The organism is Corynebacterium camporealensis, from assembly GCF_000980815.1.
Classification (GTDB): Bacteria; Actinomycetota; Actinomycetes; order Mycobacteriales; family Mycobacteriaceae; genus Corynebacterium; species Corynebacterium camporealense.
Window position 1 is genome coordinate 1,423,051 of record NZ_CP011311.1, and the last position, 23,565, is coordinate 1,446,615.

The 23,565-nt window shown below is 61.1% G+C and carries 23 protein-coding genes; 12 read left to right on the top strand and 11 right to left on the bottom strand.

Features of this window, described 5'->3' with window-relative positions; genetic code table 11:
- Window positions 1–10 precede the first annotated feature (10 nt).
- Both UL81_RS06670 and msrB read left to right on the top strand, forming a co-directional pair.
- Entirely contained in the window at window positions 11–1,165 is a 1,155-nt protein-coding gene (locus UL81_RS06670) for a glycosyltransferase family 87 protein (protein WP_035104856.1), read from the top strand.
- Entirely contained in the window at window positions 1,158–1,574 is a 417-nt protein-coding gene (gene msrB / locus UL81_RS06675; RefSeq protein ID WP_035104858.1) for a peptide-methionine (R)-S-oxide reductase MsrB, read from the top strand. Before UL81_RS06670 ends, msrB begins: the two co-directional genes overlap by 8 nt.
- Window positions 1,575–1,641: 67 nt before the next feature.
- Here the strand turns inward: msrB and hemQ are convergent, their stop codons facing one another.
- Complete coding sequence (gene hemQ, locus UL81_RS06680) at window positions 1,642–2,343, bottom strand: hydrogen peroxide-dependent heme synthase (RefSeq protein WP_035104860.1); 702 nt, start codon at window positions 2,341–2,343, stop codon at window positions 1,642–1,644.
- Window positions 2,344–2,462: 119 nt separating this feature from the next.
- Between hemQ and UL81_RS06685 the strand changes: the two genes are divergently transcribed.
- Together UL81_RS06685 and UL81_RS06690 are read left to right on the top strand one after the other, a co-directional pair.
- Window positions 2,463–3,047, top strand: coding sequence for a DUF3000 domain-containing protein (locus UL81_RS06685; protein ID WP_035104862.1), 585 nt, complete (start codon window positions 2,463–2,465; stop codon window positions 3,045–3,047).
- Window positions 3,047–4,210 (top strand): HRDC domain-containing protein, encoded by a 1,164-nt coding sequence (locus tag UL81_RS06690; protein WP_046453412.1) that lies wholly within the window; start codon window positions 3,047–3,049, stop codon window positions 4,208–4,210. Before UL81_RS06685 ends, UL81_RS06690 begins: the two co-directional genes overlap by 1 nt.
- Before the next feature lie 3 nt (window positions 4,211–4,213).
- On the opposite strand, the gene dxs is transcribed toward UL81_RS06690, so the two are convergent.
- The 5 genes from dxs to dut all read right to left on the bottom strand — a co-directional run bounded on the left by dxs (window position 4,214) and on the right by dut (window position 9,304).
- On the bottom strand, window positions 4,214–6,097 hold the full coding sequence (gene dxs, locus UL81_RS06695) for a 1-deoxy-D-xylulose-5-phosphate synthase (RefSeq protein ID WP_035104863.1): 1,884 nt from the start codon (window positions 6,095–6,097) through the stop codon (window positions 4,214–4,216).
- 61 nt (window positions 6,098–6,158) lie between these two features.
- On the bottom strand, window positions 6,159–7,310 hold the full coding sequence (locus tag UL81_RS06700; RefSeq protein ID WP_105360333.1) for a class I SAM-dependent RNA methyltransferase: 1,152 nt from the start codon (window positions 7,308–7,310) through the stop codon (window positions 6,159–6,161).
- On the bottom strand, window positions 7,303–7,884 hold the full coding sequence (locus tag UL81_RS06705) for a DUF3159 domain-containing protein (RefSeq protein ID WP_081961428.1): 582 nt from the start codon (window positions 7,882–7,884) through the stop codon (window positions 7,303–7,305). The genes UL81_RS06700 and UL81_RS06705 overlap by 8 nt, the downstream gene beginning before the upstream one ends.
- Window positions 7,885–7,952: 68 nt before the next feature.
- A complete protein-coding gene (locus tag UL81_RS06710) occupies window positions 7,953–8,828 on the bottom strand; it encodes a DUF3710 domain-containing protein (protein ID WP_035104867.1) in 876 nt (291 codons plus the stop codon).
- A gap of 5 nt (window positions 8,829–8,833) precedes the next feature.
- Window positions 8,834–9,304 (bottom strand): dUTP diphosphatase, encoded by a 471-nt coding sequence (gene dut, locus UL81_RS06715; protein ID WP_035104870.1) that lies wholly within the window; start codon window positions 9,302–9,304, stop codon window positions 8,834–8,836.
- 82 nt (window positions 9,305–9,386) lie between these two features.
- Between dut and UL81_RS06720 the strand changes: the two genes are divergently transcribed.
- Window positions 9,387–9,887, top strand: a complete 501-nt coding sequence (locus tag UL81_RS06720; RefSeq protein WP_035104873.1) for a DUF3093 domain-containing protein — start codon at window positions 9,387–9,389, stop codon at window positions 9,885–9,887.
- Window positions 9,888–9,939: 52 nt separating this feature from the next.
- Here the strand turns inward: UL81_RS06720 and UL81_RS06725 are convergent, their stop codons facing one another.
- Both UL81_RS06725 and UL81_RS06730 read right to left on the bottom strand, forming a co-directional pair.
- Window positions 9,940–10,230 (bottom strand): DUF4193 domain-containing protein, encoded by a 291-nt coding sequence (locus UL81_RS06725; RefSeq protein WP_035104876.1) that lies wholly within the window; start codon window positions 10,228–10,230, stop codon window positions 9,940–9,942.
- A gap of 80 nt (window positions 10,231–10,310) precedes the next feature.
- Window positions 10,311–11,138, bottom strand: a complete 828-nt coding sequence (locus UL81_RS06730; protein ID WP_179944081.1) for an inositol monophosphatase family protein — start codon at window positions 11,136–11,138, stop codon at window positions 10,311–10,313.
- 34 nt (window positions 11,139–11,172) lie between these two features.
- Between UL81_RS06730 and ppgK the strand changes: the two genes are divergently transcribed.
- The 3 genes from ppgK (at window position 11,173) to UL81_RS06745 (ending at window position 16,825) form a co-directional block, all read left to right on the top strand.
- Window positions 11,173–11,922: a polyphosphate--glucose phosphotransferase gene (gene ppgK, locus UL81_RS06735; protein WP_035104878.1), complete on the top strand. Its 750-nt coding sequence runs from the start codon at window positions 11,173–11,175 to the stop codon at window positions 11,920–11,922.
- Window positions 11,923–12,124: 202 nt separating this feature from the next.
- The gene (locus UL81_RS06740) at window positions 12,125–13,558 is read left to right on the top strand and encodes an RNA polymerase sigma factor (protein ID WP_035104880.1); all 1,434 of its coding nucleotides are present in this window, start codon (window positions 12,125–12,127) and stop codon (window positions 13,556–13,558) included.
- Window positions 13,559–13,651: 93 nt separating this feature from the next.
- Complete coding sequence (locus UL81_RS06745) at window positions 13,652–16,825, top strand: hypothetical protein (protein WP_052097706.1); 3,174 nt, start codon at window positions 13,652–13,654, stop codon at window positions 16,823–16,825.
- Window positions 16,826–16,899: 74 nt separating this feature from the next.
- Here the strand turns inward: UL81_RS06745 and UL81_RS06750 are convergent, their stop codons facing one another.
- Genes UL81_RS06750 through UL81_RS06760 form a run of 3 tightly spaced genes read right to left on the bottom strand, consistent with a single transcriptional unit; the run spans window position 16,900 to window position 19,699 of the window.
- On the bottom strand, window positions 16,900–17,646 hold the full coding sequence (locus UL81_RS06750; protein ID WP_052737447.1) for a DUF4190 domain-containing protein: 747 nt from the start codon (window positions 17,644–17,646) through the stop codon (window positions 16,900–16,902).
- A gap of 50 nt (window positions 17,647–17,696) precedes the next feature.
- Window positions 17,697–19,451: a DEAD/DEAH box helicase gene (locus UL81_RS06755; protein ID WP_035104883.1), complete on the bottom strand. Its 1,755-nt coding sequence runs from the start codon at window positions 19,449–19,451 to the stop codon at window positions 17,697–17,699.
- Window positions 19,448–19,699, bottom strand: a complete 252-nt coding sequence (locus tag UL81_RS06760; RefSeq protein ID WP_035104885.1) for a DUF3039 domain-containing protein — start codon at window positions 19,697–19,699, stop codon at window positions 19,448–19,450. Before UL81_RS06760 ends, UL81_RS06755 begins: the two co-directional genes overlap by 4 nt.
- Before the next feature lie 51 nt (window positions 19,700–19,750).
- Between UL81_RS06760 and UL81_RS06765 the strand changes: the two genes are divergently transcribed.
- The 4 genes from UL81_RS06765 (at window position 19,751) to UL81_RS06780 (ending at window position 23,361) form a co-directional block, all read left to right on the top strand.
- Window positions 19,751–20,209: a DUF3099 domain-containing protein gene (locus UL81_RS06765; protein WP_035105470.1), complete on the top strand. Its 459-nt coding sequence runs from the start codon at window positions 19,751–19,753 to the stop codon at window positions 20,207–20,209.
- Window positions 20,206–21,753: a DUF7782 domain-containing protein gene (locus tag UL81_RS06770; RefSeq protein ID WP_046453415.1), complete on the top strand. Its 1,548-nt coding sequence runs from the start codon at window positions 20,206–20,208 to the stop codon at window positions 21,751–21,753. The genes UL81_RS06765 and UL81_RS06770 overlap by 4 nt, the downstream gene beginning before the upstream one ends.
- Window positions 21,754–21,781: 28 nt before the next feature.
- Window positions 21,782–22,225: a D-aminoacyl-tRNA deacylase gene (gene dtd, locus UL81_RS06775; protein WP_035104888.1), complete on the top strand. Its 444-nt coding sequence runs from the start codon at window positions 21,782–21,784 to the stop codon at window positions 22,223–22,225.
- Between the two features lie 134 nt (window positions 22,226–22,359).
- Window positions 22,360–23,361 (top strand): sigma-70 family RNA polymerase sigma factor, encoded by a 1,002-nt coding sequence (locus UL81_RS06780; protein ID WP_035104890.1) that lies wholly within the window; start codon window positions 22,360–22,362, stop codon window positions 23,359–23,361.
- Window positions 23,362–23,565 lie beyond the last annotated feature (204 nt).

The window sequence follows — 23,565 nt, forward strand, 5'->3', positions numbered from 1 at the left end:
CTGTGGCTTCGTGAAACACGACCTAGTACGCACAGCACTCTGGCCTATCGCCATAGTGCTTATTGTCCATCGCGTATTCTTTAGCGCCTTCCCGGCAACCGGCACCGACGACTTCACCACCGTCTACTCTGCCCTGCGCCGATTCTGGGAAGGCGTTCCGGTCTACGAGCAGGCCTACCACCACGTCGACCCGCTCTACCTCTACAACCCGGGTGCGACTCTCCTCCTCTCCCCGCTCGGCCTCATCGGATCCGGCGCCCGCGAGGGCTTCATCCTGCTCAACGCCGCAGCCATCATTGGCGCACTGGCGCTCCTTACCCGCATCGTGGGCCATCGCTTATCGGGCGTGCTCTTTCCGATGTCCCTAGCCCTCGCCTTCGCCTCCGAAGCCGTCACCAACACCCTGGCCTTTACCAACATCAACGGCCTACTCCTGCTCGCCTTGGCCATCTTCTTGTGGGGTTTCCTCCGCGGACTAGAGACCAACCGCACCGCATTGCTGTGGATGGCGGGTGTGGCGATTGGGTTGGCGATCGTCGTCAAGCCGCAGTTCGCCCCGCTGCTCTTCCTGCCACTAGTGCGCCTGGAGTGGCGCTCCATCCTTGTCGGCCTGGGCATCCCCGTCGGCCTCAACCTCGTCGCCTGGCCGCTCGTCCCAGGTGCCGGCGGCTATCTGGAGAACCTCGTGCCCTATCTAGGCACCACCCGCGACTACGCCAACTCCTCCTGGCCCGGCGTGCGCGCCTACTTCGACGCCCCCTCGGTGCTGTATTGGGCCGTCTGGCTAGCGATGGCCGCAGTCATCGCCGCCGGCATCCTCCTGCTGCTGCGCTGGCGCACAACCGAGCCCACCTTCTGGGCGCTGCACACCACGGGCATCCTCATGGCAGGTATTTTCTTCCTGTCCTCGCTTGGCCAGCAGTACTACTCGATGTGGCTCTTCCCCATGATGTTCAGCGTCGTTATGGCGCGTTCGGTCTTCCACTCCTGGGGCGCATGGCTGGCTGCCTTTTTATTCTTGGCGCCACTGGATTGGGACGACCGCTGGCTCAACACCTATATGCCTACGCTGGGCTGGGCGCTGCTGCTGATTGTCAGCACCGTGACCATCGCCGGATGGTGGCTAACCCAGCGCCGAGGCGATTACACTGCGCTGCATGACTGATTTCAAGCTGATGGCGGATACCGAATGGCGCGAGCGACTCAGCGCCGAGGAGTACTACGTGCTGCGCGAAGGCGGCACCGAACCGCCGCACGTGGGCGAATACACCAACACCACCACCGAAGGTGTCTACTCCTGCCGCGCCTGCGGTGCCGAGCTCTTCCGTTCCACTGAGAAGTTCGCCTCCCACTGCGGTTGGCCGTCCTTCTTCTCCCCACTCGCAGGCGACAAAATCATCGAGCGCGAAGACACCTCGCATGGCATGCGCCGCACCGAGGTGCTGTGCGCCAACTGCGAGTCACACCTAGGCCACGTCTTTGAAGGCGAAGGCTACGACACCCCAACCGACCTGCGCTACTGCATCAACTCCATTTGCCTCGACCTCGAGGAAAAGCCAGTCGACGGCGCCTAGGGACTAAGCCGCCGTATAAAACGACGAAAGCGCCTGGCCGAAACCAGGCGCTTAAAGTCACACAGAATTAAGGCAGAATCGCCATCAACTCGGCAACGTCCTTGACGCGACGGCCGGTATGGAAAGGAATCTCCTCGCGCACGTGGTGGCGGGCCTCGGTGTAGCGCATCAGGTACATCAGGTCGACGATACGGTGCAGCTCCGGAGCCTCAAAGGCCAGGATCCACTCGTAATCGCCCAGCGCGAAAGCCGGGACGGTGTTAGCGCGCACGTCCGGGTAGTCGCGGCCCTGCATGCCGTGCTCGGCAAGAATGCGGCGACGCTTCTGCTCGTCCATGGTGTACCAGTCGTAGGAACGCACGAACGGGTAAACGGAAATCCAGTCGCCTGGCTCCTCGCCCATGATGAAGGACGGCAGGTGCGACTTGTTGAACTCCGCCGGACGGTGCAGTGCGTTGCCGACCCAGGTGACCTCGGAGACCTGGCCCAGGGTGGTCTCGCGACGGAACTTGGCAAAAGCAGCCTGGATGTCAGCGAACTCCTCGGCGTGCCACCAGATCATGTAGTCGGCGCTATCGCGCATGCCGGAAAGATCGTAGATGCCGCGGACGGTGACCTTGCCTTCGTCGGCCAGCGCAGCGAAGAACTCCTGCGCCTGCGCGATGGCCTCGTCGCGCTCGGTGCCCAAAGCGCCAGGGATGACCTGGAATACCGCGTGCTGGGAGTACTGCTGTACCTTGTTGAGCTCTTCGTAGTTAAGCTTCGCCATGAAATAGGCTCCTTCGACATCGGGGCGGAAAATACATATCCATCATAAGTTGGATACGGCGCAGATGCCATTTCCTCTTTCGGCGCGCCTCCCCCCGCGCGGGCGGGGAAAAATATAGCTTGATCCTCGTGAGCAATTCCGATGTAACCCCACCGTCTGCTTTCACCCAGGCGGTCGAGTCCATGCACGCCGCGCAGCTGCGCCCGGAGATTTCTTTGGGCAGCATTCGCCCTCCGCAGCGCTTGGCGCCGTTTAGCCATGCCGTCGGCTTAGAGGTCGGCGATAATGACCCTGCGGACATCGTGCCCACTGACGCCCAGGGCGATGCTTTTGGCCGCCTCATCCTGCTCCACGACCCGGGTGCGGAAGAATCCTGGGAGGGCGCTATGCGTCTGGTGGCCTATATTCAGGCCGACATGGACGACGCCGTGGCTGGCGATCCTATGCTTCCCGATGTCGCCTGGGAATGGCTCAACGAAGGCCTCGAGCAGGCCACCCACACCAACTTGGGTGGCACGGTGACCTCGACGGCATCGGTACGCTTTGGTGAAATCGGCGGCCCACCGCGCGCTTATCAGCTGGAGATGCGCGCTTCCTGGACCGCTGCGGATTTGAACTTGGCTCCCCACGTGGAGGCCTTCGCGCACGTGCTGGCTAACGTCGCTGGTCTGCCACCGGAGGGCGTAACCGAGCTCGGCCGCTAATGCTGCGCAGCACCCCTGCTGATGGCATTCCTGCGGTCTTAAACACCCCGCAGGACTTCCAGGATGCCGCTGCACAGTTGGCGGCAGGTACTGGCCCTTTTGCCATCGACACCGAACGCGCGTCCAGCTATCGCTACGACGACCGCGCGTTTTTGGTCCAGATTCGCCGTCGCGGGGCCGGCACCTTTTTGTTGGCACCCGAAGGCCTGCGCCCGGAATTGCACGCAGCCTTAGCACCCGTGCTTAACGATGCCCCCTGGATCATCCACGCCGCCCCCTCCGACCTGCCTTCCCTCGCCTGGCTCGGGCTGTATCCGGGCACACTTTTCGACACAGAACTGGCCTCCCGCATGGCGGGGTTCGCCCATCCGAACTTAGGCGGCATGGTCGAAGAACTCCTCGGCGTCGAGCTGGAAAAAGGCTACGGCGACTCCGACTGGTCGAAGACTCCCCTGCCGCACCAGTGGCTGGCCTATGCCGCCTTGGACGTCGAGCTGCTCATTGAGCTCGCGGAAATCCTCCGTGACATCCTCGCCGAGGAGAACAAGCTGGATTGGGCGTACGAGGAGTTCGCGGCGATCGTCGACAAGCATGCCGATATCACTGCCCCTCCCGAACAGCACTGGCAGGACCTGCGCGGCATCCACACCTTGAAGTCGCCTCACCAGCTGGGTATCGCCAAAGCGCTGTGGACGCACCGCGACAACATCGCCCGCAAGCGCGATATCGCGCCGAGCCGACTGCTGCCCAACAAAGTCATCGTGGAAGTAGCCCGCCAACAGCCGCGCAACGAGCAGGAACTCGCCCGGGTCAAGGGCTTTCCCCAGCGTAGGGCGCGGGCGGGGATGGCTGTGGTGAAGAAGGCGGGCATCGCTAAGCTGCCGCGCAAAAAGAAAGGTGGCGTGCCCTCGCGCCCGCTGTGGTCGCGGGACCAATGGGGTGTATATCAAGCTATCAGGGCTGACTTCGCCGAACTTGCCGCGGAGCTGCACATGGATCCGGAAACCCTGCTCAAGCCGGCGACGCTGCGCAAGGCGGTGTGGAGTGTCATCGGCGATGAAACCGTCCACAACACCCCACAGCTCGTTGACGTGCTGGATGAAGCCCGGCCGTGGCAAATCGACATCGCCGTGCCGATTATTGCCCCGCGCCTGTTGGGCTAGCCCTTAATTATCCAGCCACTGTTTAATCTGCTCGGCGATTTCCGCCGGTGCAAGTCCGACCTCTTCGAGCAGCTCGCCGCGGGAGGAATGCACCGGGAACTTATTCGGGAACGCCAGGCGACGCAGCGGGGTGTCCACCTCTGCCGAGGACAGCGCCTCCGACAGCAGCGAGCCAATGCCGCCGCGCATGATGCCGTCCTCGACGGTAACCACCAGGTCGTGGTCAGCGGCCAAACCGATAAGCGATCCTGGCACCGGAGCAACCCAACGCGGGTCGACCACGGTGACGTTGATGCCGTCTTTTTCCAGTTCCTTGGTCGCGTTCATCGAACGCGTGGACATCGCGCCCACACTCACGATGAGCACGTCCGGCCCTTCGGTGTCGTGGTCGCTGTAGTGCAGGACGTCGACGCCATCGGAAAGCCTGTCGACTGCTTCGATGTCATCGAGCAAGTTGCCCTTCGGGAAGCGCACCACCGACGGCCCCTCGGAAATCTCGAGTGCCTCGTTGAACTGCTCGCGCAGACGCTTGCCATCGCGCGGTGCCGCCAGGTGCAGGCCTGGAACCAGACTGGTCAGCGCCATATCCCACACGCCGTTGTGCGAGGGGCCATCCGTACCGGTCACGCCGGCGCGGTCGAGCACAATGGTCACCGGCAGCTTGAGCAGCGCAACGTCCATGATGAGCTGGTCAATCGCGCGGTTGAGGAAGGTCGAGTAAATCGCCACGACCGGGTGCATACCCGCCAATGCCAGACCCGAAGCAGAAGCCAGGGCGTGCTGCTCAGCAATGCCGACGTCGAAGAAACGGTCCGGGTACTTCTCCTCGATGGGCGCTAGGCCAGTCGGGCCCGCCATCGCCGCGGTGATGGCGACGATGTCGTTGCGCTTGTCCATCGCCTTGACCAATTCTTCGGAAAAGGCCGCCGTCCAGCCCGGCTGCTTCTTGCCCTTGGCCACGCCAGTGACCGGGTCAATCGCGCCGGTGGAGTGCATCTGGTCCTTCGGCTCGTTGACTGCCGGGGCAAAGCCGTGGCCCTTTTCGGTGACCACGTGGACGATAATCGGGCCTTCGTAGTCGCGGGCATAGCTGAAGGCATGCAGCAGCGCTTCGATGTCGTGGCCGTTAATGGGGCCGATGTACTTCATGCCCAGTTCGGGGAAAAGCTCCATCGGCAAGACGGTGGACTTCACGCCCTCCTTCATCGCGTGCAGGGCATCGAAGGCGCGCTCGCCGACCCAACCCAGCGATTTGAGGTGCTTTTTGCCCTGCTCCATGAGCTCGTCGTAGCCGTGCTGGGCACGAATACGGCCGAGGTTCTCCGACAGGCCACCAATGGTTGGCGAGTAACTACGGCCATTGTCATTGACCACAATGACGGCGTTGCGGGACTTATCCGCCGAGATGTTATTCAGCGCCTCCCAGCACATACCGCCCGTCAGCGCACCATCGCCGACAACGGCAACGGCATTGCGATCGGAGTCGCCGCGAATCTTAAAGCCCTTGCTCAGGCCATCAATCACAGACAGCGCAGCCGAGGCATGCGAGGACTCAGTCCAATCATGCTCAGACTCACCGCGGTCGGTGTAGCCGGACAGACCGCCCTTCTGGCGCAGGGTATCGAACTTATCCAGGCGCCCGGTGAGCATCTTGTGCACGTAGGACTGATGCGAGGTATCGAAGACAATGGGGTCCCGCGGAGAATCAAACACGCGGTGCAGCGCCATGGTCAGCTCCACCACGCCCAAGTTCGGGCCCAGGTGGCCACCAGTGACAGAGACCTTATCGATCAAACGCTGGCGAATTTCCGCTGCTAATACCGGAAGCTGTTCCTTGGAGAGCGCTTTAAGGTCGCGTGGCGAGCCAATGGAATCCAAAATGGTCATGAAGCTGCCTTCTTCTCCTTCTACTTAAAAAGTCTTTTTTACTACCGTACTCGCATGGCAACTAGGAATGTTGCAGTAGTGCGATGGTCTCAAAGTGATGCGTGCCGGGGAAGGCATTGAACACCGCTAGCTTGTCGACGCTATACCCGTGCTCTGCCCACAATCCAATATCGCGGGCAAAAGTCGCCGGGTCGCAGCCGATGTGCACCACTGCTTCCGGGTGAGCCCCCGCAGTTGCAGCAATCACGTCCTTGCCTGCGCCTTTACGCGGCGGGTCCAGCACCACGACGGTCGGTGCGGGCAGCTGGTCAGCGACTTTTTCCACGCGCGCCTGGCGGAACTCAACGTTGTCCAAGTCCGAGGCCGCATTCGCCGCAGGAGAATAATCGACCGAATAGACCTTTGCCCCACCCAGCGACTCCGAGAGCGCCGGAACAAACAAACCGACACCACCGTAGAGGTCCCAGGCCACATCCCCGGAATAGTCAGCTAACCACTCGCGCAGCAGCTGCGTGTACGCATCCGGGGCAGCCACGTGGGCTTGCCAAAAGGCGGTGGCGGGAAACTGAAACTCGTGGCCATCGGCACGTGCATGCACCGTGCCGCCCTCGAGTACCTTGTCGATCTTCTCCACGCGCTTGCCGCGGCCTACCTTGCGGGATTCCACGATGTGGCGCTGCCCGCGCGAATCAATCACGGCGATAACTTCCGAGCCGGGGGTGTAAGTGTGGTTGAGCAGGGCATCGTTAAGCTCATCCGGCAACTGCGCACAGGGCAAACCAGTGACCAACTCATGCGAGCCGCGCTTGCGCAGACCCGCACGTCCCTGCTTGTCCACACCAAAGCGCACGCGGGTACGCCAGCCCTGGTGCGGGGCAAGATCATGCTTTGCGATGTCCCCACCACGCAACTGATCCACCAAAATCTCCGCCTTTAAGTCCAGCTCTTTGGCCGGATCCAAGGCGGTGAAATCACAGCAGCCTGCTCCTGCGGCAGCAGCTTCACAGGCTGGGGCCACGCGCAGTGGGCTGGGCGAGGTGACATCGTCAAGCTCCGCTTTAATGAAGGATTTCTTGACCTTCGTGGGGCGGGCGACCACGGTGTCGCCGGGGAAAGCGCCGGTAACAAAGACCACGCGGCCGTCCGGGGCATGGCCAATTCCCGCACCGCCGTGTGCCATACGGTCGATGCGGCAAGTGAAAGTGTCAGTCATTGCGTGCTTCTTCCTCTGCCGCATTGGCGCGGCGGACCATGAAAAATGTCAACAGCGTGACCACGCCGGTCAGCGGCCAGCCCATAAGAATGCGCGCGATACCCAAAGCGGTGGTCTCATCAGCGTTGTAAATGGTGTTTTGGACAACGAAGCGGGCGAGGAAAATTACTGCCCAACCAGCAGTGGCAATCGCGTACGCGCGGCGAGATTTCGCCACTTCCCGCCACTTCATGTCGGAGCCGTTGAGGCCCTTCCAGATGACGCCGACTATCGGCCAGCGCACCAGGATGGAAATTGCAGCGACGATAAAGAAGACCAACGACGCCCAGATGCCGTAGAGGAAGTAGCCTTTGGCATCGCCAGTAAACCAGGCGATGAGCGCGCAAAAGGCCACGCCCAGCAGACCAGATAGTGCTGGCTGCAGGGATTCTTTACGGATTAAACGCCACACCGCAATCAGTGCGGCTACGCCAATCGCAGCGCCCAACGCCGGGCCAAGGCCCCACTGGTTGTTGACCGGAATGAGGACAACGACCGGCAAGGTGGCAGAGACCAAACCGGTCAGACCACCCATTTGCTCTAGCAGCGTAGGGGTTTCTTCCGGGGCCTCAACGATGTTGGCGGGTTCTTGGTTGTCTGCCACTACTTCTCCGAGTCGAGGTCGTCGAGCAGCTTCTTGGCCGCCTCGTTGTCCTGTGCGTTTTTAGCCTGACCGGAATTTTCGGGGTGCTGTGCGGAGTTCTGCTGCGCGGCCTGCTTCTTGCGCTCTTCCATCGCCTTTTGGACCTGCTGGACCAGCTGCTTCGGCATAACCACCGGCAGGGAGTTGCCCGCCAGAATCGGGTCTTCGCCGCGGTAGACGAAGGTACGCGCAATGACCTCGTGGCTGTGCTCGAGCAGGTCAGCTTCCTTGCCCTTCGGTGCCGCAGTGGTCATGCGCAGCATCCAGCGCGGGCCATCCACACCAATGACGCGGACCTGGCCGTTGTCGCTTTCGCCGACGACCTCTGGGCCCCACGGGCCGTCTTCCATGTGGACTTCGAGGCCATCGCGAGTCATGCCCTGCTTGATGGCATCGATGGATTCCAGCCACTGCCCTGCCTTGCGCGGTGCAGCGAAAGCCACCGGGGTCATGCGACCGTGCACGGTCACGATGTGCAGCATCTTCGGGCCCTTCTCGCCCATCTCGACCTGCACCTGGGACTTCTTCGGCAGCGGAATACGCATTGAGCCCAAATCCAGCACACCGGTGGAGAACTCACTGAAATCGAAATCCTCGATGTTTACGCTATCACCATCGAAAGGACCGGTCTCACCGTTGATGGCATCGTGTGCCGGTGCAGACAGCTCCGCGTCCGCAGAAGAGGCAGAAGAATCAGCCGCAGGGGCATCTGCAGCCGAATCGGCAGGGGCATCCGCTAGGGACTCAGGAGAAGTCTCCTGGGTGGTCTGTGCATCGTCAGCAACGGCGTCGTCAGCCTGCTGCTTCTTTTTCTTTCCAAAAGGCCACATATCTATATCTCCTACACTCCGGTGGAGCCATAGCCGCCGGCTCCGCGTTCGGTGTCATCTAAATCTTCTACTTCGCGGAAGTCTAGTAGTTCCACGCGCTGAATAAGCAGCTGCGCAATGCGCATGCCGCGGGTGATTTCAATCGGCTTTTCGCGATCGTGGTTAATGAGACAGACTTTGATCTCGCCACGATAGTCAGCATCGACAGTACCTGGCGTATTGACCACAGACAGTCCTTGCTTCGCCGCCAGGCCCGAGCGCGGGTGAATCAGGCCGACTGTGCCCACCGGCAAAGCCAGTGCGAGACCGGTGCCGACCAGGGCGCGCTCGCCCGGCTGCAGCACGACGTCTTCGGCGGCATGCAGGTCTGCACCAGCATCACTGGGGTGGGCGCGATGCGGCAGCGGCATATCCGGATCAAGCTTCTTTACCGCCACGGCAGGAAAAGAGCTGTACGTGTTGTCAGGGTTGTCAATATTCACTCGCCCTAGCCTACCGCCCAGCACTGCAGAGACCACCCGCCCTGGTGGGGAGTTCAAGAATAATCGACTAGACTGGCTACTCGTGACTGATTCATCTGCTCCAAAGGTTCTCTACCAAGAACGCCAGTGGGTTCCGTGGTATTTCTGGCTGCTGGCTGCTGCTGCGGTCATCATCGCCACGGCCACCGTTAGCTTCAATCGCGGTATCTGGTGGACCATCGTCCCCGGCGTGCTCTTAAGTGCGATTGCTATCTGGGTGCTGCTGTCCTGGTCGAGTACCACAGTCACCGTGGAGCAAGATACCGATGGCACCCGCTGGCTGCTGGTCAAAGACGCACAGCTGCCGCACGATGTCGTCTCCCGCTGCATGGCCGTGCCCGAGTCGGCCCGCCGCAACGCACTCGGCCCGCAGCTGGACCCGGCGGCCTTCCTGGTCACCCACGGCTGGGTAAAAAAGCACGTGATGTTAGTTCTCGACGACCCTGAGGACCCCACGCCTTACTGGCTGATTTGCTCGAAGAATCCGCAAGCAGTCCTCGATGCGTTCGTGCCGAACCTCGTCAAGACTGCCCACAGCAGCTAAAAGCAAAAAATTAACCCCGAGCCTTCTTTAAAAGGTTCGGGGTTGATGCGTTTTAAGCGCAGTCCATGCAGATGGGCTCGCCATCTTCGTCGTGCGAGTAACGCTTGTTCGACTGCACGAGGAAGCAGGCCGAGCAGGTGAACTCGTCTTCCTGACGAGGAACAACCTTCACGTTGAGCTCCTCACCGGTGAGATCCGGTGTCGGCGGCTGGAAGGCTTCGACGATTTCTCCGTCGTCGTCCATGCCATTAGACTCGGTTTCTGCAGCCTTGAGACCCTCCAGGGAGTCAGTCTCCAGCTCGTCCTCTGCGCGACGGCGCGGTGCGTCATAATCGGTGGCCATAATGCACGCCCTTTGGTTCAAATAACGGTTGACGTTGTTTTCGATCGCGCATAGTAAAGCACATCCGCCGCAATGTCATACTAGCTGCGCAACGGGGTTAAAAGATCTACCCCCGTCATGACCTCCTGCCAGCGCGAAGACGCAGCTGCCGATGCCGCCCACACCAAGTCCCCATCTGCTGCACGCGAGTCAAAACCAGGATGAGAGACCTCCGCACCAGCTTCGCGGGCGATGACCGCACCGGCCGCGAAATCCCAGGGGTTAATGCCATGTTCGTAGTAGATATCCACGCTGCCCTCTGCCACACGGCACAGGTCCAGCGCAGCGGCACCCATGCGGCGGATATCGCGAACCTGCGGCAACAACTCCACTAACAGTTGGGCCTGCTGAACGCGTCGAGAAGCAAGGTAACTAAAGCCCGTGGCCACCAGGCAGGTAGCGGGGTCGGGGTTGGTGCGGCATCGCAAAGCATGGGCGTCGTTGCCTTGACGGACTTCGGCGCCGTGACCAAGTGCTGCCATGTAGAGCCGGTCGCGGGCGACATTAATGACGGCACCGGCGACCAACTCGCCGTCAATGGCCGCGCCAATGGATACAGCATACTCCGGGATGCCGTAGAGGAAATTCACGGTGCCATCGATGGGATCGACAATCCATTGCACACCGCTTTCCGACGCCTTATCGGCACCTTCCTCACCTAAAATCCCGTCCTGCGGGCGGGCTTCGCGAATTCTTTGGGCGATGAATTCTTCAGCCGCGGTATCGACTTCCGTGACCGGGTCGACGTTGGAAGATTTGGTGTTGACCTCGATTAACTCACCGCGACGTTGGCGAATCAGCTGTGCTGCCGCCTGGACAGTCTCGGCGGCAAAGTCGCGTAATTGGGCGGGAATCTCAGATGCATACATGCTATCTATTGTGCCCTTGCTTAGACTTGTGCACATGAGTTATTCCTTCGGCATTGATATCGGTGGTTCCGGCGTCAAAGGCGCACTCGTTGACCTCGACACGGGCGAGTTCGTCGGCGAGCGCACCAAGATCGCTACTCCGCGTCCCTCGACTCCGGATGCGGTGGCTGAGGTGGCGGCGGACATCGTTAGGCAAGCTGGATGGGATGGCCCGGTGGGGCTGACCTTGCCTTCTGTTGTTAAAGACCAGACGGTGCTCAGCGCTGCCAACATTGATAAGTCCTGGATTGGCACCGATGTGCAGGAGCTATTCGGGCGCCATTTCCCCGGCCGGGAGCTGACCGTGCTTAACGATGCCGACGCTGCCGGCCTGGCAGAATCCGCCCACGGTGATCCTTTGGCCCGGACGGGCACTGCCATTTTCCTTACCTTGGGCACCGGCATTGGCTCGGCATTCTTGCTCGATGGCAAGCTGTTTCCCAACACTGAACTTGGCCACCTGATGGTGGATGGTGAGATTGCGGAGAAGCGGGCATCGTCAGCTGCGAAAGACCGCGACGGGCTGAAGCACAAGCAGTGGGCGAAACGACTCAACCGTGCGCTGTATGAATACGAGAAGCTGTTTCACCCGCAGACCTTCATTATTGGCGGCGGTATTTCTCGCAAATTTGATAGCTGGGGACCGCATATCCAGATTAAAACCCCGGTCATTCCTGCACAGCTGCGCAATCGCGCGGGCATTGTCGGTGCGGCGATGGCTGTGGAGTCGGGAATTAAACCCTAGACAAAAAGGTTGATTTGAGTACACACGCGGGACCCGGCCGCCGCCTGCTGCGTAATATCCTCTATACTTGGCGGTCGATCATAAATTGACAAGGTCAGCAACTTGCGCGATGGTCGCACATCGGCCGCGCAAGGCTGGCTAACATCCGGGGTATACCCAAATACCACGTAGATGCACGCAAGTTCGAGGCGAAAGGGCGTTTGTGGCAGCCACTGAATCTTCAGACCAGGTACTCAGCGAAGGCGTAGACGCAGCTGAGGAAGCTGCGCCTGCAAAAAAGACCGCCAAGAAAACGGCGAAGAAGACCGCAAAGAAAACGGCCAAGAAGACCGCCAAAAAGACTGCGAAGAAGACGACGAAAAAGACCGCCAAGAAGACCGCTAAAAAGACTGCGAAAAAGACGACGAAGAAGTCTGCAAAGAAGACGGTTCGCAAGTCTGCGGCAAAGAAGACTGAAGAGCCGAAACAGGCGACCCCTGAGACCAGCGCGGAAGACGAAGAGGATTCCGAGCTGCAGGACGACGACGCCGACTTCGACCCGACCAACGATGCGTTGGAGGACGACGAAGACTTCGTTGCCGACGACGAGCTCGAAGAAGACGACGAAGAGGCCGACGAGGAAGAAGACGACGGCTCTTCTGTCTGGGACGAAGATGAGTCTGCTGCCCTGCGCCAGGCCCGTAAGGATGCCGAGCTGACCGCATCGGCTGACTCCGTGCGTGCGTACCTGAAGCAGATTGGCCGCGTGGCCCTGCTGAACGCGGAACAAGAGGTCACCCTGGCTAAGCGCATTGAGGCTGGCCTGTACGCCCAGTACCGCATGGAGCAGCTGACCAAACCACAGGACGGCGAGTCTGCTGTGAAGCTCTCCCCTTCCGACAAGCGTGACCTGCGCTCCATTGCTCGCGATGGCCGCAAGGCTAAGAACCACCTGCTGGAAGCAAACCTGCGTCTGGTGGTCTCCCTGGCTAAGCGCTACACCGGCCGCGGCATGGCTTTCTTGGACCTGATTCAGGAAGGCAACTTGGGCCTTATTCGTGCAGTCGAGAAGTTCGACTACACCAAGGGCTACAAGTTCTCCACCTACGCCACCTGGTGGATCCGTCAGGCCATTACCCGCGCGATGGCGGACCAGGCCCGCACCATTCGTATTCCGGTGCACATGGTCGAGGTCATCAACAAGCTGGGCCGTATCCAGCGCGAGCTGCTGCAGGACCTGGGCCGCGAGCCCACCCCGCAGGAGCTGGCCAAGGAAATGGACATCACCGAAGAAAAGGTGATGGAGATCCAGCAGTACGCTCGCGAGCCGATTTCCCTGGACCAGACCATCGGCGATGAGGGCGATTCCCAGCTGGGTGACTTCATTGAGGACTCCGAGGCCGTCATTGCGGTCGACGCGGTCTCCTTTACCCTGCTGCAGGATCAGCTCCAGGACGTGCTGACCACCCTGTCCGAGCGTGAGGCCGGCGTGGTGCGTTTGCGCTTCGGTCTGACCGATGGCATGCCGCGCACTTTAGACGAAATCGGCCAGGTCTATGGCGTTACCCGCGAGCGCATTCGACAGATCGAGTCCAAGACCATGTCGAAGCTGCGCCACCCGTCGCGTTCTCAGGTGCTGCGCGACTACCTTGACTAGCGCTTAAGAGATTGTGACTAGCGCAGGCGCCCGGCACCCGATGTGGTGTGGGGCGTCTTTTGTTCTTTCCACCCCTATCAGGAAGCATTTCACTTGTCTGCATTTTCTTGTGACTTTGACCTTGACATCGTTGCCGCGGCACAGCGCCATCCCCTGCTCAGCGACCGTCTGCGCACCGCGGAGCAGGCTCTAGATGGCACCAACCCGCAGGGTTTAAGCGTCGAGCAGCTGGATTGGATTTCGACTGAGCTCGGCCGCGCGCTGCAGTCGGACTTCTTGGAAAACTCCGCCCAGGAATTGCTCCTGCAGTACCCGCTGCTTACCCAGGCTGCCGCAGCGAATGCGGCTACCCAGGTCGAAGAGGACTTCGTGGCCACCCTTGCTAGCCAGCTCGGTGTCGATGAGTCCTTCCACACGGACCTGCAAGAACTGGTGGACAAGCAGGGCTACCCGACCGATCCCGCCCCGCGTGAGGCTGTCGAGACCGACCCGGATGCGCCTTCGTTGCTTCTGGATCCGGTCTCCGGCAAGCTGCTGTTGAGCCTGCCTTATGGTGAGACCACCTGGCTTGTCGATGCCGGCTTCGACACCTTCCGCGTTACCACCAGCACCCATACCGACGCGCCCCACCAGCGCCCGACGCGCATTAGCATCGTGCGCCCGACGGCGAAGATCACCGCTACTAATACCGAGACCGGCAAGAAGTACCGTCTGCCGGTGATCGACCGCGACTTCCCCGTCATGTTCTTCGGCCCGGACCTGCGCCCGCTGGCCAATCCACAACGTCTGACGCAGGATTCGGTCTTCGTGCTGGCACCAACGCGTACGAAGTTCTGCAATGGCGCGCCTGCCGATGAAGCCCACATCCAGGCCGCCGACGAGCTGCGCTTTACTTCCTGGGATGAGTGGTCACTCTTTGAATTCCGCGACTTGGCCGCGTCTGAGATGACCTCGCTGACTTTGCAGCTGTCCAACCCGGACAAGCTGACCACCCGCCAGGTACGCGTGAGCACCAAGGAGGACCGCCACGCCCGCCTGCCGGAGTGGCTGGACGCGGAAGGCCAGATTCCGGATGTCGCCGGTGCTGATGGCGAGCCTATCTTTGAAGTCTCCCCACAGCTGCGCCTGCCTGTCGATGGTTCTGCCGAGTGGCTCGTCGAACTCTACTACGTCAGCCCCGATGGCGAGCGCGAACTGGTCGAACAGCTCTTAGAACTCGAAGAGTTCGCTGGCTCTCCCCTGGCACTGTTTAACGACGTCTACGAAGACGCCTGGGTCGGCCACTATCACATCGATGTACTGCGCAACGACGTGCTCATGGAGCGCCGCAGCTTCAACCTGGCTGAGGGCTTTCATCTGCGCGTGACCTACAACGGTGCGAACTTCCGCCACCCAGACCAAAAGGCCGACGAGAACGCCTACACCAAGGCCTACTACACGCTGCGTCGCGAGCCAGAGAAGTTCATCGAGGTGCCTTTCGAGCGCACTCAGTCCGTCGCGCGCACCGCGGATTCGGAGTCTTTCCGCATCACCAACGCCGTGGACTACTCCCTGGATGTCGTGGTGCTGCCGAAGGCGCTGCGCTACAGCCTCGACCTGCGCGGCGAGCAGCCGGACTGGGATACCCAGCCAGCCGCTATCGCCCAGGACATGCTATCGAAAAACGGCGAGCTCAAGGTGCACTTCCCGGTCCCGATTGCCGGTACCGCTGCCCTGCTGCTGACCCACGAAGTCTCCCACAAGGTCAAGGTCCTGCCGCTGAAGCGTCGCCGCTACGGTGAAGTCTTTACGCTGCCGAACTCGGTCATCCGCAAGGCCTTCCCGGACGCGCACGCCAACCTCGTGCTGTCCGCGGCCTGGCACCCAGCCAATGAGGAAGACACCTTCGCAGAGTACGGCGCGGATTACGCCTCCCGCCTGGAGTTTGAGAAGGCCTACGAGGCGCACGCTTCTGGCGATATTCAGCTAGCTACCCTGCTGCGCCTCAACGAGGCTGTTTCGGAGGCTACCGGCAACATCGTCGGCGACCGCCTGCGCCTATCCGGCATCAAGGGCGCGAAGGAACTCAGCGGCTTCCTGTGGCCATTGACCTGGCCTGATACTGCCGCGTGGCCAGTGCTTTTCGATGCCTCCGGCAGCGCCGAACTTCCCTCCGAGCTTGCCGGTGCGGGCCCACTGCTTGTCGATGTCTTAGAGACCCAGCCTGGCTACCACGCCAAGGCGCCGGGTCGCCCGACCGCGCACGCATTCGTCGTCACCCAAGATGGCCACTTCGAGGCCCCGGATTCCGACTTGGGGTGGAAGCTGTCTGCGGCGAATAAGCGCAGCACCATCAGCAAGGAAGCCCAGCCGACGCTGTGGCGTCATCTCTACGCACTGCGCCACCTGGACTTGTCGGCGTTGCGGGAGCTCTCCCCTGCTATCCGCAAGACCATCGATGCCGACCCGCGCCACATGCTCGAGGCACTGGGACGCTCCAACGTGCGTGCCGGCGACCAACCCGCCTTGGCGGTCGCCCACGGTCTGGTCAACTACGACTTCCACGCCAACGGCCCGCGCGAGGTCGACTTCCGTGCGGTGCCGTGGATTCGTGTGGTTGAGCAGCTCAATGACCTCGTCGATAAGCGTTTGCAAACCGACGCCGAGCTTGCCGATGCCACCGACTTCATCGGCCGCGCTGGTGCTGCCGACCTAATTGAAATCCTGCAGGATCGCGACCAGCCGGCAACCCCTGCCACGCAGCAGATCATGAAGGATGTCGTCACCGCGGCAAAGGACAATGCGCTTAACCGCGCGATTGAAACCCTGCACGATATCGATGCCAGCCGCGGTGTTGCCGATGAGGCCGCCTTGCGCCACGGCTGGGCGGAGATTCTACGTCGTCGCAAGAAGTTCGAGGACATCGCTGGCTTTGCTGCCTTCCGCGATGAGATGTTCAAGCAGGAGGCCAACGTCATCGGCGACCGCCTGCGCATGCATCTGCAGCTGCTGCGCCGCTTCGGAATGACCTACGGCCAGCGCCAGAAGAACCGCTGGGCGTGGGTGCCGTACCTGACCGCGATGGCCGCGCACATCTCACGTGCTGCCGCCGCGGAGCTCAAGGGGGCGAAGTCCTACTACATCCCGCTGCAGTCGCAGCACCTGGACACCTGGGCTGCCGTAGCGCAGCTGGCACCGTCGCTGACCACGTACGAAATCGTGCGCGAAGAAGCCCGCCAGCTCATCCGCGCCAACGGTGCCGTGGACGCCTGCGTCTTCGACAACTAGTCCAGATACGCGAAATGCCCGCTCACATCAGAGCGGGCATTTTCTCTACCTGTTGTGTAAGTAGCGGCAGCGACTTACACGCTTTCGCTGGTGGTCGAGCCACTAACGGCTTCCTCCATGCAAGCCTGCTGAGCTGCTGGGTCTTCCAACTGCAAGCACTCCAGTGCGCCCATATCCTCCAAGAGCACACCAATAATGAACAGAGCGACAATCGACCACAGGATACCCATAATCGACAGGACCAAGCCGGTCACAGACATCCAGGTACGGCGGGCCTCGCGCGGCTTCTTACGGTTACGCACCAGGGCAACGATCGCCAGGATGACACCGATGATGCCCGGGATAAACGACATCACGGCAAAGCCAGCGACGATGCACAGCAGGCCGAAGATGAAGGCGGCCACCGCCAGCTTCGATTTCTGGACTGGCTCCTCGTAGCCCGGCTGCTGGTCGTACACCGGCTGCTGATTGTAGCCCTGCTGGTCCGGAGCACCAGCGCCGTAGCCTGCATCACCGCCGTAGCCCGCAGCGCCAGAGTCCGGGGCGCTGTAGCTGCCAGGAGTGCCGGAACCGTAGCCGTCGACGCTGCCGTAGCTGCCAGCGCTGCCATAGCTATCGCCGCGGCCGTAGTTTCCGGAGCCGTAATTATCGGCGCCGCTATTGCCGGCGTTGTTGTCGCTGCCGGAGTTGTTGGAGTCAGCGAAAGGATTGCTCCGGCGGGTGCCCTCACCATAAGACGGCAGGTTGCGGTTGGCGCCGTCGCCGTACTTGGGCAAGTTACCGTTGGGCTTGTCGTCCTGCGGATCGAAAGGTGAAGACACGAGAGCCTTTCTAAGAAGTTGAGAGCAGTAGTTTCTACGAGGTTACACTCTTACCACTTACGCAGATAGTTAATGCGTTCGCGAAGCTGATCCGCGGTGCACAGGGCAGTCGGTGGACCACCGCAGGCCTTGCGAGCCTCGGTGTGGATAGCACCGTGCGGACGGCCAGAGCGCTGCGCGGAGATGGACACGACGGTGTTGAGCTCTTTGCGCAGTTCAGAGATTTCGTCGACGACGCCGACATCGTCAGGCTCTTGCTTCTTCTTCGGCGCATGCTCCATGCCGTAGAGCTTGCGACGCTGCTCCTCGGCTTGCTCGGCGGCGCGCTGCGCCTTTTCTTCTGCTTCGCGACGATCCATCTCTTCCGCCTGCTTCTTCCGCAGCAGGTCTTTGACCTGGTCAGCATCAAGCAGACCGGGGATACCCAGGAAGTCGGCTTCTTCATCGGCGGTCATATCGCCGGTGTTGAACTGCGAGCCGTTGTAGAGCAGGCCGGAGAACTCAGCTTCCGCGCCGAGGGACTCGTAGGACTTTTCCAGCATGTCCGGTTCGGACTTCTTCTGGTTGGCAGCCTCGAGCAGGTCGTCGTCCCAGCCTTCTTTCTCCGGGCCCTTTTCCGCGCCCAGGACGTGGTCGCGCTGCTTTTCCATATTCTCGGCCAGGCCCAGCAGGACCGGCACGGAAGGCAAGAACACGGAAGCGGTCTCACCCGGCATACGCGAGCGCACAAAACGGCCAATGGCCTGGGCAAAGAACAGCGGTGTCGACGACGAGGTCGCATATACGCCGACTGCCAGACGCGGAACGTCGACGCCCTCAGAGACCATGCGGACAGCGACCATCCACTCGTCTTGGCTCTGGGAGAACTCCTCAATGCGATCCGACGAGCCCGGGTCATCGGACAAAATGACCGCGACCGGAGTGTTGGAAATCTGCTTGAGGATTTTCGCGTACGCACGCGCGGTTTGGGTATCGGTAGCGAGCACCAACCCGCCAGCATCGGGCATGTTGCGGCGCATCTGCATCAAGCGGGTGTGCGCAGCCTGCAGCACGGCCGGAATCCACTCGCCCTTCGGGTCGAGTGCCGTGCGCCACGCCCGTGCAGTCTGCTCCGGGTTGAGGATGTCACCTAACCGGGCGGCATGTTCTTCGCCGGCACTATCGCGCCAGCGGGACTCGCCAGAGTAAGAAAGAAAGACCACGGGGCGCACGACGCCATCGGCAAGCGCATCGCCATAGCCATAGGTGTGATCAGAGCGAGACACCAGGTGGCCCTCGCCGTCTTCTTCATAACGAACGAAAGGAATCTGCGAGTCATCCGAGCGGAAAGGCGTACCCGTGAGCGCGAGGCGGTGGGTGGCGTCGTCGTAGGCTTCCTTGACGCCGTCGCCCCAGCTCTTGGCATCACCGGCGTGGTGGATCTCATCCAAAATCACCAGCGTGCGGCGAGCAGAAGCAATAGCGCGGTGCTTAAACGGGTGCATGCCCACCTGGGCATAGGTCACCGTCACCCCGTCCATCGCCGGATTAACCGCCGAGGAGTTGGTGAAATTCGGGTCCAGGGCAATGCCGACGCGCGCAGCAGCCTCCGACCACTGGGTCTTCAGGTGCTCCGTCGGGACGACAACGATGACGCGCTCGACCGTACGATCTTCGAGCAGCTCCGCAGCAACCCGCAGGGCGAAGGTAGTCTTACCTGCTCCTGGGGTTGCCACCGCCATGAAGTCCTGGGGCTTGTGGGCTAGAAATTTATCTAGCGCGGATTGTTGCCAGGCGCGCAGCCTTCCTTTCTTGAATGTTCTCACTTGCGGCGCAGTCCCTTATAAACGCGCTCGCAGTCGGGGCATACCGGCGAGCCGGGCTTTGCCTGTTTGGTTACGGGGAAGGTCTCGCCACACAGGGCAACGACGTACTTGCCGTTGACTGCGGAGTCGAGGATCTTGTCCTTTTTGACGTAGTGGAAGAACTTAGGGGTATCACCATCCGAGGTGGAGGTGTCTTCGCGGATATCTGGGCGTTCGATGGTCTTAGTCGTCGTACTCACGGCACCCATAATGCCCCATAGATGTCGAAGATTGCGAGTTGCAGGTCTACCCTTATGGGCATGGACTCCACGAACTCGCGCGATGGCGCCTCCGCGTCCCCACATTCGGGGCAGCACAAGCGCCGGACGCGTTTTGGCCGTAAAGAGACCTACCTGATCACAGATGCGAAAGTTGCCCCAGGGCAAGACCGGAAACGCCGGGAGATTCAGTACTCCATTTTGCAGTTTCTGCGTCTTCCTTCCCTGCTGATTGCTGGTTGGTTGATTGCGGCTTATGACATGTGGTTTTTGCCCGCCATCATTGTCGGTGTGACGTTCCCACTGCCGTGGTTTGCGGTGGTGATTGGCAACGGCCGCGGGCAGAAGAAAGACAAGCGCGAGAAGAATATTTATAAACCCGGACTCGCCCGCCAGATGGCGCAGCGCGAAGAGGCATCGCGTTTGGAACAGCAGCGCCAATCTGAGCTCGACGCTGGTGAGTCCGTGACCATTGACCATGAGGAAGGCCCTAATCCATGAGCCCATTTGGCCCCGAATTTTCTCCGGAGCACCCGGTCGCAGATTTTGCTGCTGACCTCATTGCCGTCTTTCAAGAGGCGGGTTTCGACGCCGATGGCATTGCCGCCCAGTTGGGCCCGGAGTACACCGAGGCCCTTTACCGCGGCGAGCCGGAAGCCGTGGCCTTGGGCGCGCGTGGGGATAGTCAGCTGGAGATGCTGATTCGCATCTTCCTCCTCCACGAGCATGTCCCGGCCACGCAGTTGGCTGCGGCGGTGGGTGCGCGTTTGGCCACGCAGCTTGTCGATGCCCACGTAGCCCACACCGATTCCCACGGCACCGTCTACATCGCACTCGATATTCGCCCGCACATCATCGTCGGCGAAAACCGCTGGGTCTTCTCCGATGTGGATGCCTCTCTCATCCCCCATGTGCCAGGCCCCGACCACGTCCTCGGTGTCGGTGCTGCCAGCTTGTCGCTGCTGCAGTCCACACCGTGTACTCCCGTAGAGACCGCCCTGGACTTGGGCACTGGTTCTGGTGTGCAGCTGCTGGGTCAGCTAAAGAGCGCCCAGCACATCACCGCCACCGATGTGCATCCGCGTGCCCTCGACTTGGCCCGTGCCACCGTCGCGGGTGCGGGTGCCAGCGACCGCGTGGAGCTGTTGGAAGGTTCCTGGTTTGAACCAGTTGCTGACCGCCGCTTTGACCGCATCGTGGCCAACCCGCCTTTCGTGGTCGGTCTGCCGGAGGTCAACCACGTCTACCGCGACTCCGGTCTGGACCTCGATGCCGCGAGCCAGCTGGTGATTTCTGAGGCCGCCGAGCACCTCAACCCCGGCGGCACCGCGCACCTGCTCGCCGCCTGGGTGCACCAGGGCGAAGAATCCTGGCAGCAGCGCGTGGCCAGCTGGTTGCCCGATACCGGCGTGGCTGCCTGGATTATCCAGCGCGATGTTGCCGATCCTGCGCTCTACGTCTCGACCTGGCTCAAGGACGAGTCTCTCGATGTGCGCTCGGAAGAAGGCCGCGCACGCTCTCGTGCTTGGCTGGAACATTTCCGCGCCAACGATGTCACCGGCATTGGCTTTGGCTTCGTGGCCATCCAGCGCATCGGCGACGACGAGCCTTCCGATGTGTTGGCCGAGTACATGCCCCAGCCCATCGACGACCCGCTGGGCCCGGAAGTCGACGAATACTTCGCCCGCGTGGCCTGGTTGCGCGATAACTCCGCCCTGCCGATTGAAAAGACTCGCTTCCAGGTCCGCCCCGGCCTGGCACGCGAAGACATTGCACTAGCTGCCGATGCGCAAGGCTTCGACCGCGAAGTCTTACGCCTTACCCGTACTGAGGGACCGCGCTGGCAACACGAAGTCGATGAGCACCTGGCCGCCATCGTGGCAGGACTTAATCCCCATGGGCTGGATTTGGAAGACACCATTGGGCTGTATGCCGCCGCGCACGGTTTCGATGAAGAGGAACTGCTCGAAGCAGCTAAGCCGCTCATCGTCGACCTGGTGCGCCACGGCATGATCATCCCGGCAAACCTGCTCGAAGACAACTAGGCAAACGACCGAAATAAAGGAGTAATTCATGAAGGCTGTTCTTACCCGTGTCTCGGAAGCATCAGTGACCGTCGACGGTGAGGTCGTCGGCGAGATTAACTGCCCGGACACCGGTGGCCTCCTGGCCCTGGTAGGCATCGCCACTGCCGATGCTGACGACCCAGCGCCCAAGGTAGAAAAGATGGCGCGCAAGATTGCAGAGCTGCGCATCCTGGACGGTGAAGTCAGCGTCGAAGAAGCCGGCGCGCCGGTGCTCTTGGTCAGCCAGTTCACTCTCTATGGCCGCACTGCGAAGGGCCGTCGCCCTTCCTGGTCCGATGCGGCGCCGGGGTCGGTTGCGGAGCCGTTGATTGAAGACATCGCAAAGCAATTGCGCGAGCGTGGCATCCAGGTCGAGCAGGGCCGCTTTGGCGCGATGATGAAGGTCGCTTCAGTCAACGAAGGCCCCTTTACTGTGCTGGTAGAGACCTAGGTCTCACCCCCAAAAAGGTGAGGTTTTTCACGGCCTTAACGATAAAGTGAATCAAAACCGTCAAGCGGGGAACTAACTGATTGGGAGCGCCGTTGTACAGGGTGCATACAGGCGACAATTTCAGGAGGCTCTAGATGACCAAAGCATCTGCCCGCAACGCCCAGACCAAGGACGACTCCGAACAGGAAGTCGACCGCGGATCACGCCGCAATCAGACCAACGACAACCCTTCGGCTGACCTGGTGCGCGTCTACCTCAACGGCATCGGCAAAACCGCCCTGTTGAGCGCTGAAGACGAAGTGGAACTCGCCCAGCGCATCGAGGTTGGCCTTTATGCGGAGTACAAGCTCAAGAACGCAGAAAAGCTCACCCGCGCTGAGAAGCGCGATTTGAAGATTCTGGCCCGCGACGGCAAGAAGGCTCGCTCCCACCTGCTGGAGGCAAACCTGCGCCTGGTGGTCTCCCTGGCTAAGCGCTACACCGGCCGCGGCATGCCGCTGCTGGACTTGATTCAGGAAGGCAACCTGGGCCTTATCCGCGCTATGGAGAAGTTCGACTACGCCAAGGGCTTTAAGTTCTCCACTTATGCCACCTGGTGGATTCGCCAGGCTATTACCCGCGGTATGGCCGATCAGTCCCGCACCATCCGCCTGCCTGTCCACCTGGTTGAGCAGGTCAACAAGCTCTCTCGCATCAAGCGCGAGATGTACCAGTCGCTGGGCCGTGAGGCGACCAACGAGGAGCTGTCGGAGGAATCCGGCATCGAAGAGGCCAAGATCGAGATGCTGCTGCGCCAGTCCCGCGACCCAGTCTCGCTGGATATGCCAGTCGGCACCGATGAGGAGGCCCCGCTGGGTGACTTCATCGAGGATGCAGAGGCTACCGATGCAGAAACTGCCGTCGTGGCATCCATGCGCCACTCCGATATCCGCAGCGTCATCGACTCGCTGGAAGAGCGCGAGCAGGACGTGATTCGTCTACGCTACGGCCTTGACGATGGTGTCCCGCGCACCCTGGACCAGATCGGTCGTCGCTTTGGTCTATCGCGTGAGCGCGTACGCCAGATTGAACGCGAAGTCATGGCCAAGCTGCGCGATGGCAACCGTGCGGATCGTCTGCGCGAGTACGCTTTGTAATTTGTCGCTGCTTATCCCCGGGACGACTTTGGAAACGAGGTCCCGGGGACCTTGTCGTTTTAAAAGCCATTTTGGGTGGAGTCCTCCTTTAGTTCCCCCTCCCCTCCGCACAACGGGGTTAATGTGCGCTAATGTTAGGTGTTAATTGTGCCGCCGCCTGGTGCGCGGCGTTAGTGCTTGTGAAGTTGCAGAAAGGTGTGCCAC

What these genes read in the sequence shown, in the direction of transcription:
- msrB (WP_035104858.1), top strand. Translation starts at nt 1,158, where the DNA reads ATGACTGATTTCAAGCTGATGGCGGATACCGAATGGCGCGAGCGACTC.
- hemQ (WP_035104860.1), bottom strand. Translation starts at nt 2,343, where the DNA reads ATGGCGAAGCTTAACTACGAAGAGCTCAACAAGGTACAGCAGTACTCC.
- UL81_RS06690 (WP_046453412.1), top strand. Translation starts at nt 3,047, where the DNA reads ATGCTGCGCAGCACCCCTGCTGATGGCATTCCTGCGGTCTTAAACACC.
- dxs (WP_035104863.1), bottom strand. Translation starts at nt 6,097, where the DNA reads ATGACCATTTTGGATTCCATTGGCTCGCCACGCGACCTTAAAGCGCTC.
- UL81_RS06700 (WP_105360333.1), bottom strand. Translation starts at nt 7,310, where the DNA reads ATGACTGACACTTTCACTTGCCGCATCGACCGTATGGCACACGGCGGT.
- UL81_RS06705 (WP_081961428.1), bottom strand. Translation starts at nt 7,884, where the DNA reads ATGGGTGGTCTGACCGGTTTGGTCTCTGCCACCTTGCCGGTCGTTGTC.
- UL81_RS06725 (WP_035104876.1), bottom strand. Translation starts at nt 10,230, where the DNA reads ATGGCCACCGATTATGACGCACCGCGCCGTCGCGCAGAGGACGAGCTG.
- UL81_RS06730 (WP_179944081.1), bottom strand. Translation starts at nt 11,138, where the DNA reads ATGTATGCATCTGAGATTCCCGCCCAATTACGCGACTTTGCCGCCGAG.
- ppgK (WP_035104878.1), top strand. Translation starts at nt 11,173, where the DNA reads ATGAGTTATTCCTTCGGCATTGATATCGGTGGTTCCGGCGTCAAAGGC.
- UL81_RS06760 (WP_035104885.1), bottom strand. Translation starts at nt 19,699, where the DNA reads ATGGGTGCCGTGAGTACGACGACTAAGACCATCGAACGCCCAGATATC.
- UL81_RS06765 (WP_035105470.1), top strand. Translation starts at nt 19,751, where the DNA reads ATGGACTCCACGAACTCGCGCGATGGCGCCTCCGCGTCCCCACATTCG.
- UL81_RS06770 (WP_046453415.1), top strand. Translation starts at nt 20,206, where the DNA reads ATGAGCCCATTTGGCCCCGAATTTTCTCCGGAGCACCCGGTCGCAGAT.
- dtd (WP_035104888.1), top strand. Translation starts at nt 21,782, where the DNA reads ATGAAGGCTGTTCTTACCCGTGTCTCGGAAGCATCAGTGACCGTCGAC.
- UL81_RS06780 (WP_035104890.1), top strand. Translation starts at nt 22,360, where the DNA reads ATGACCAAAGCATCTGCCCGCAACGCCCAGACCAAGGACGACTCCGAA.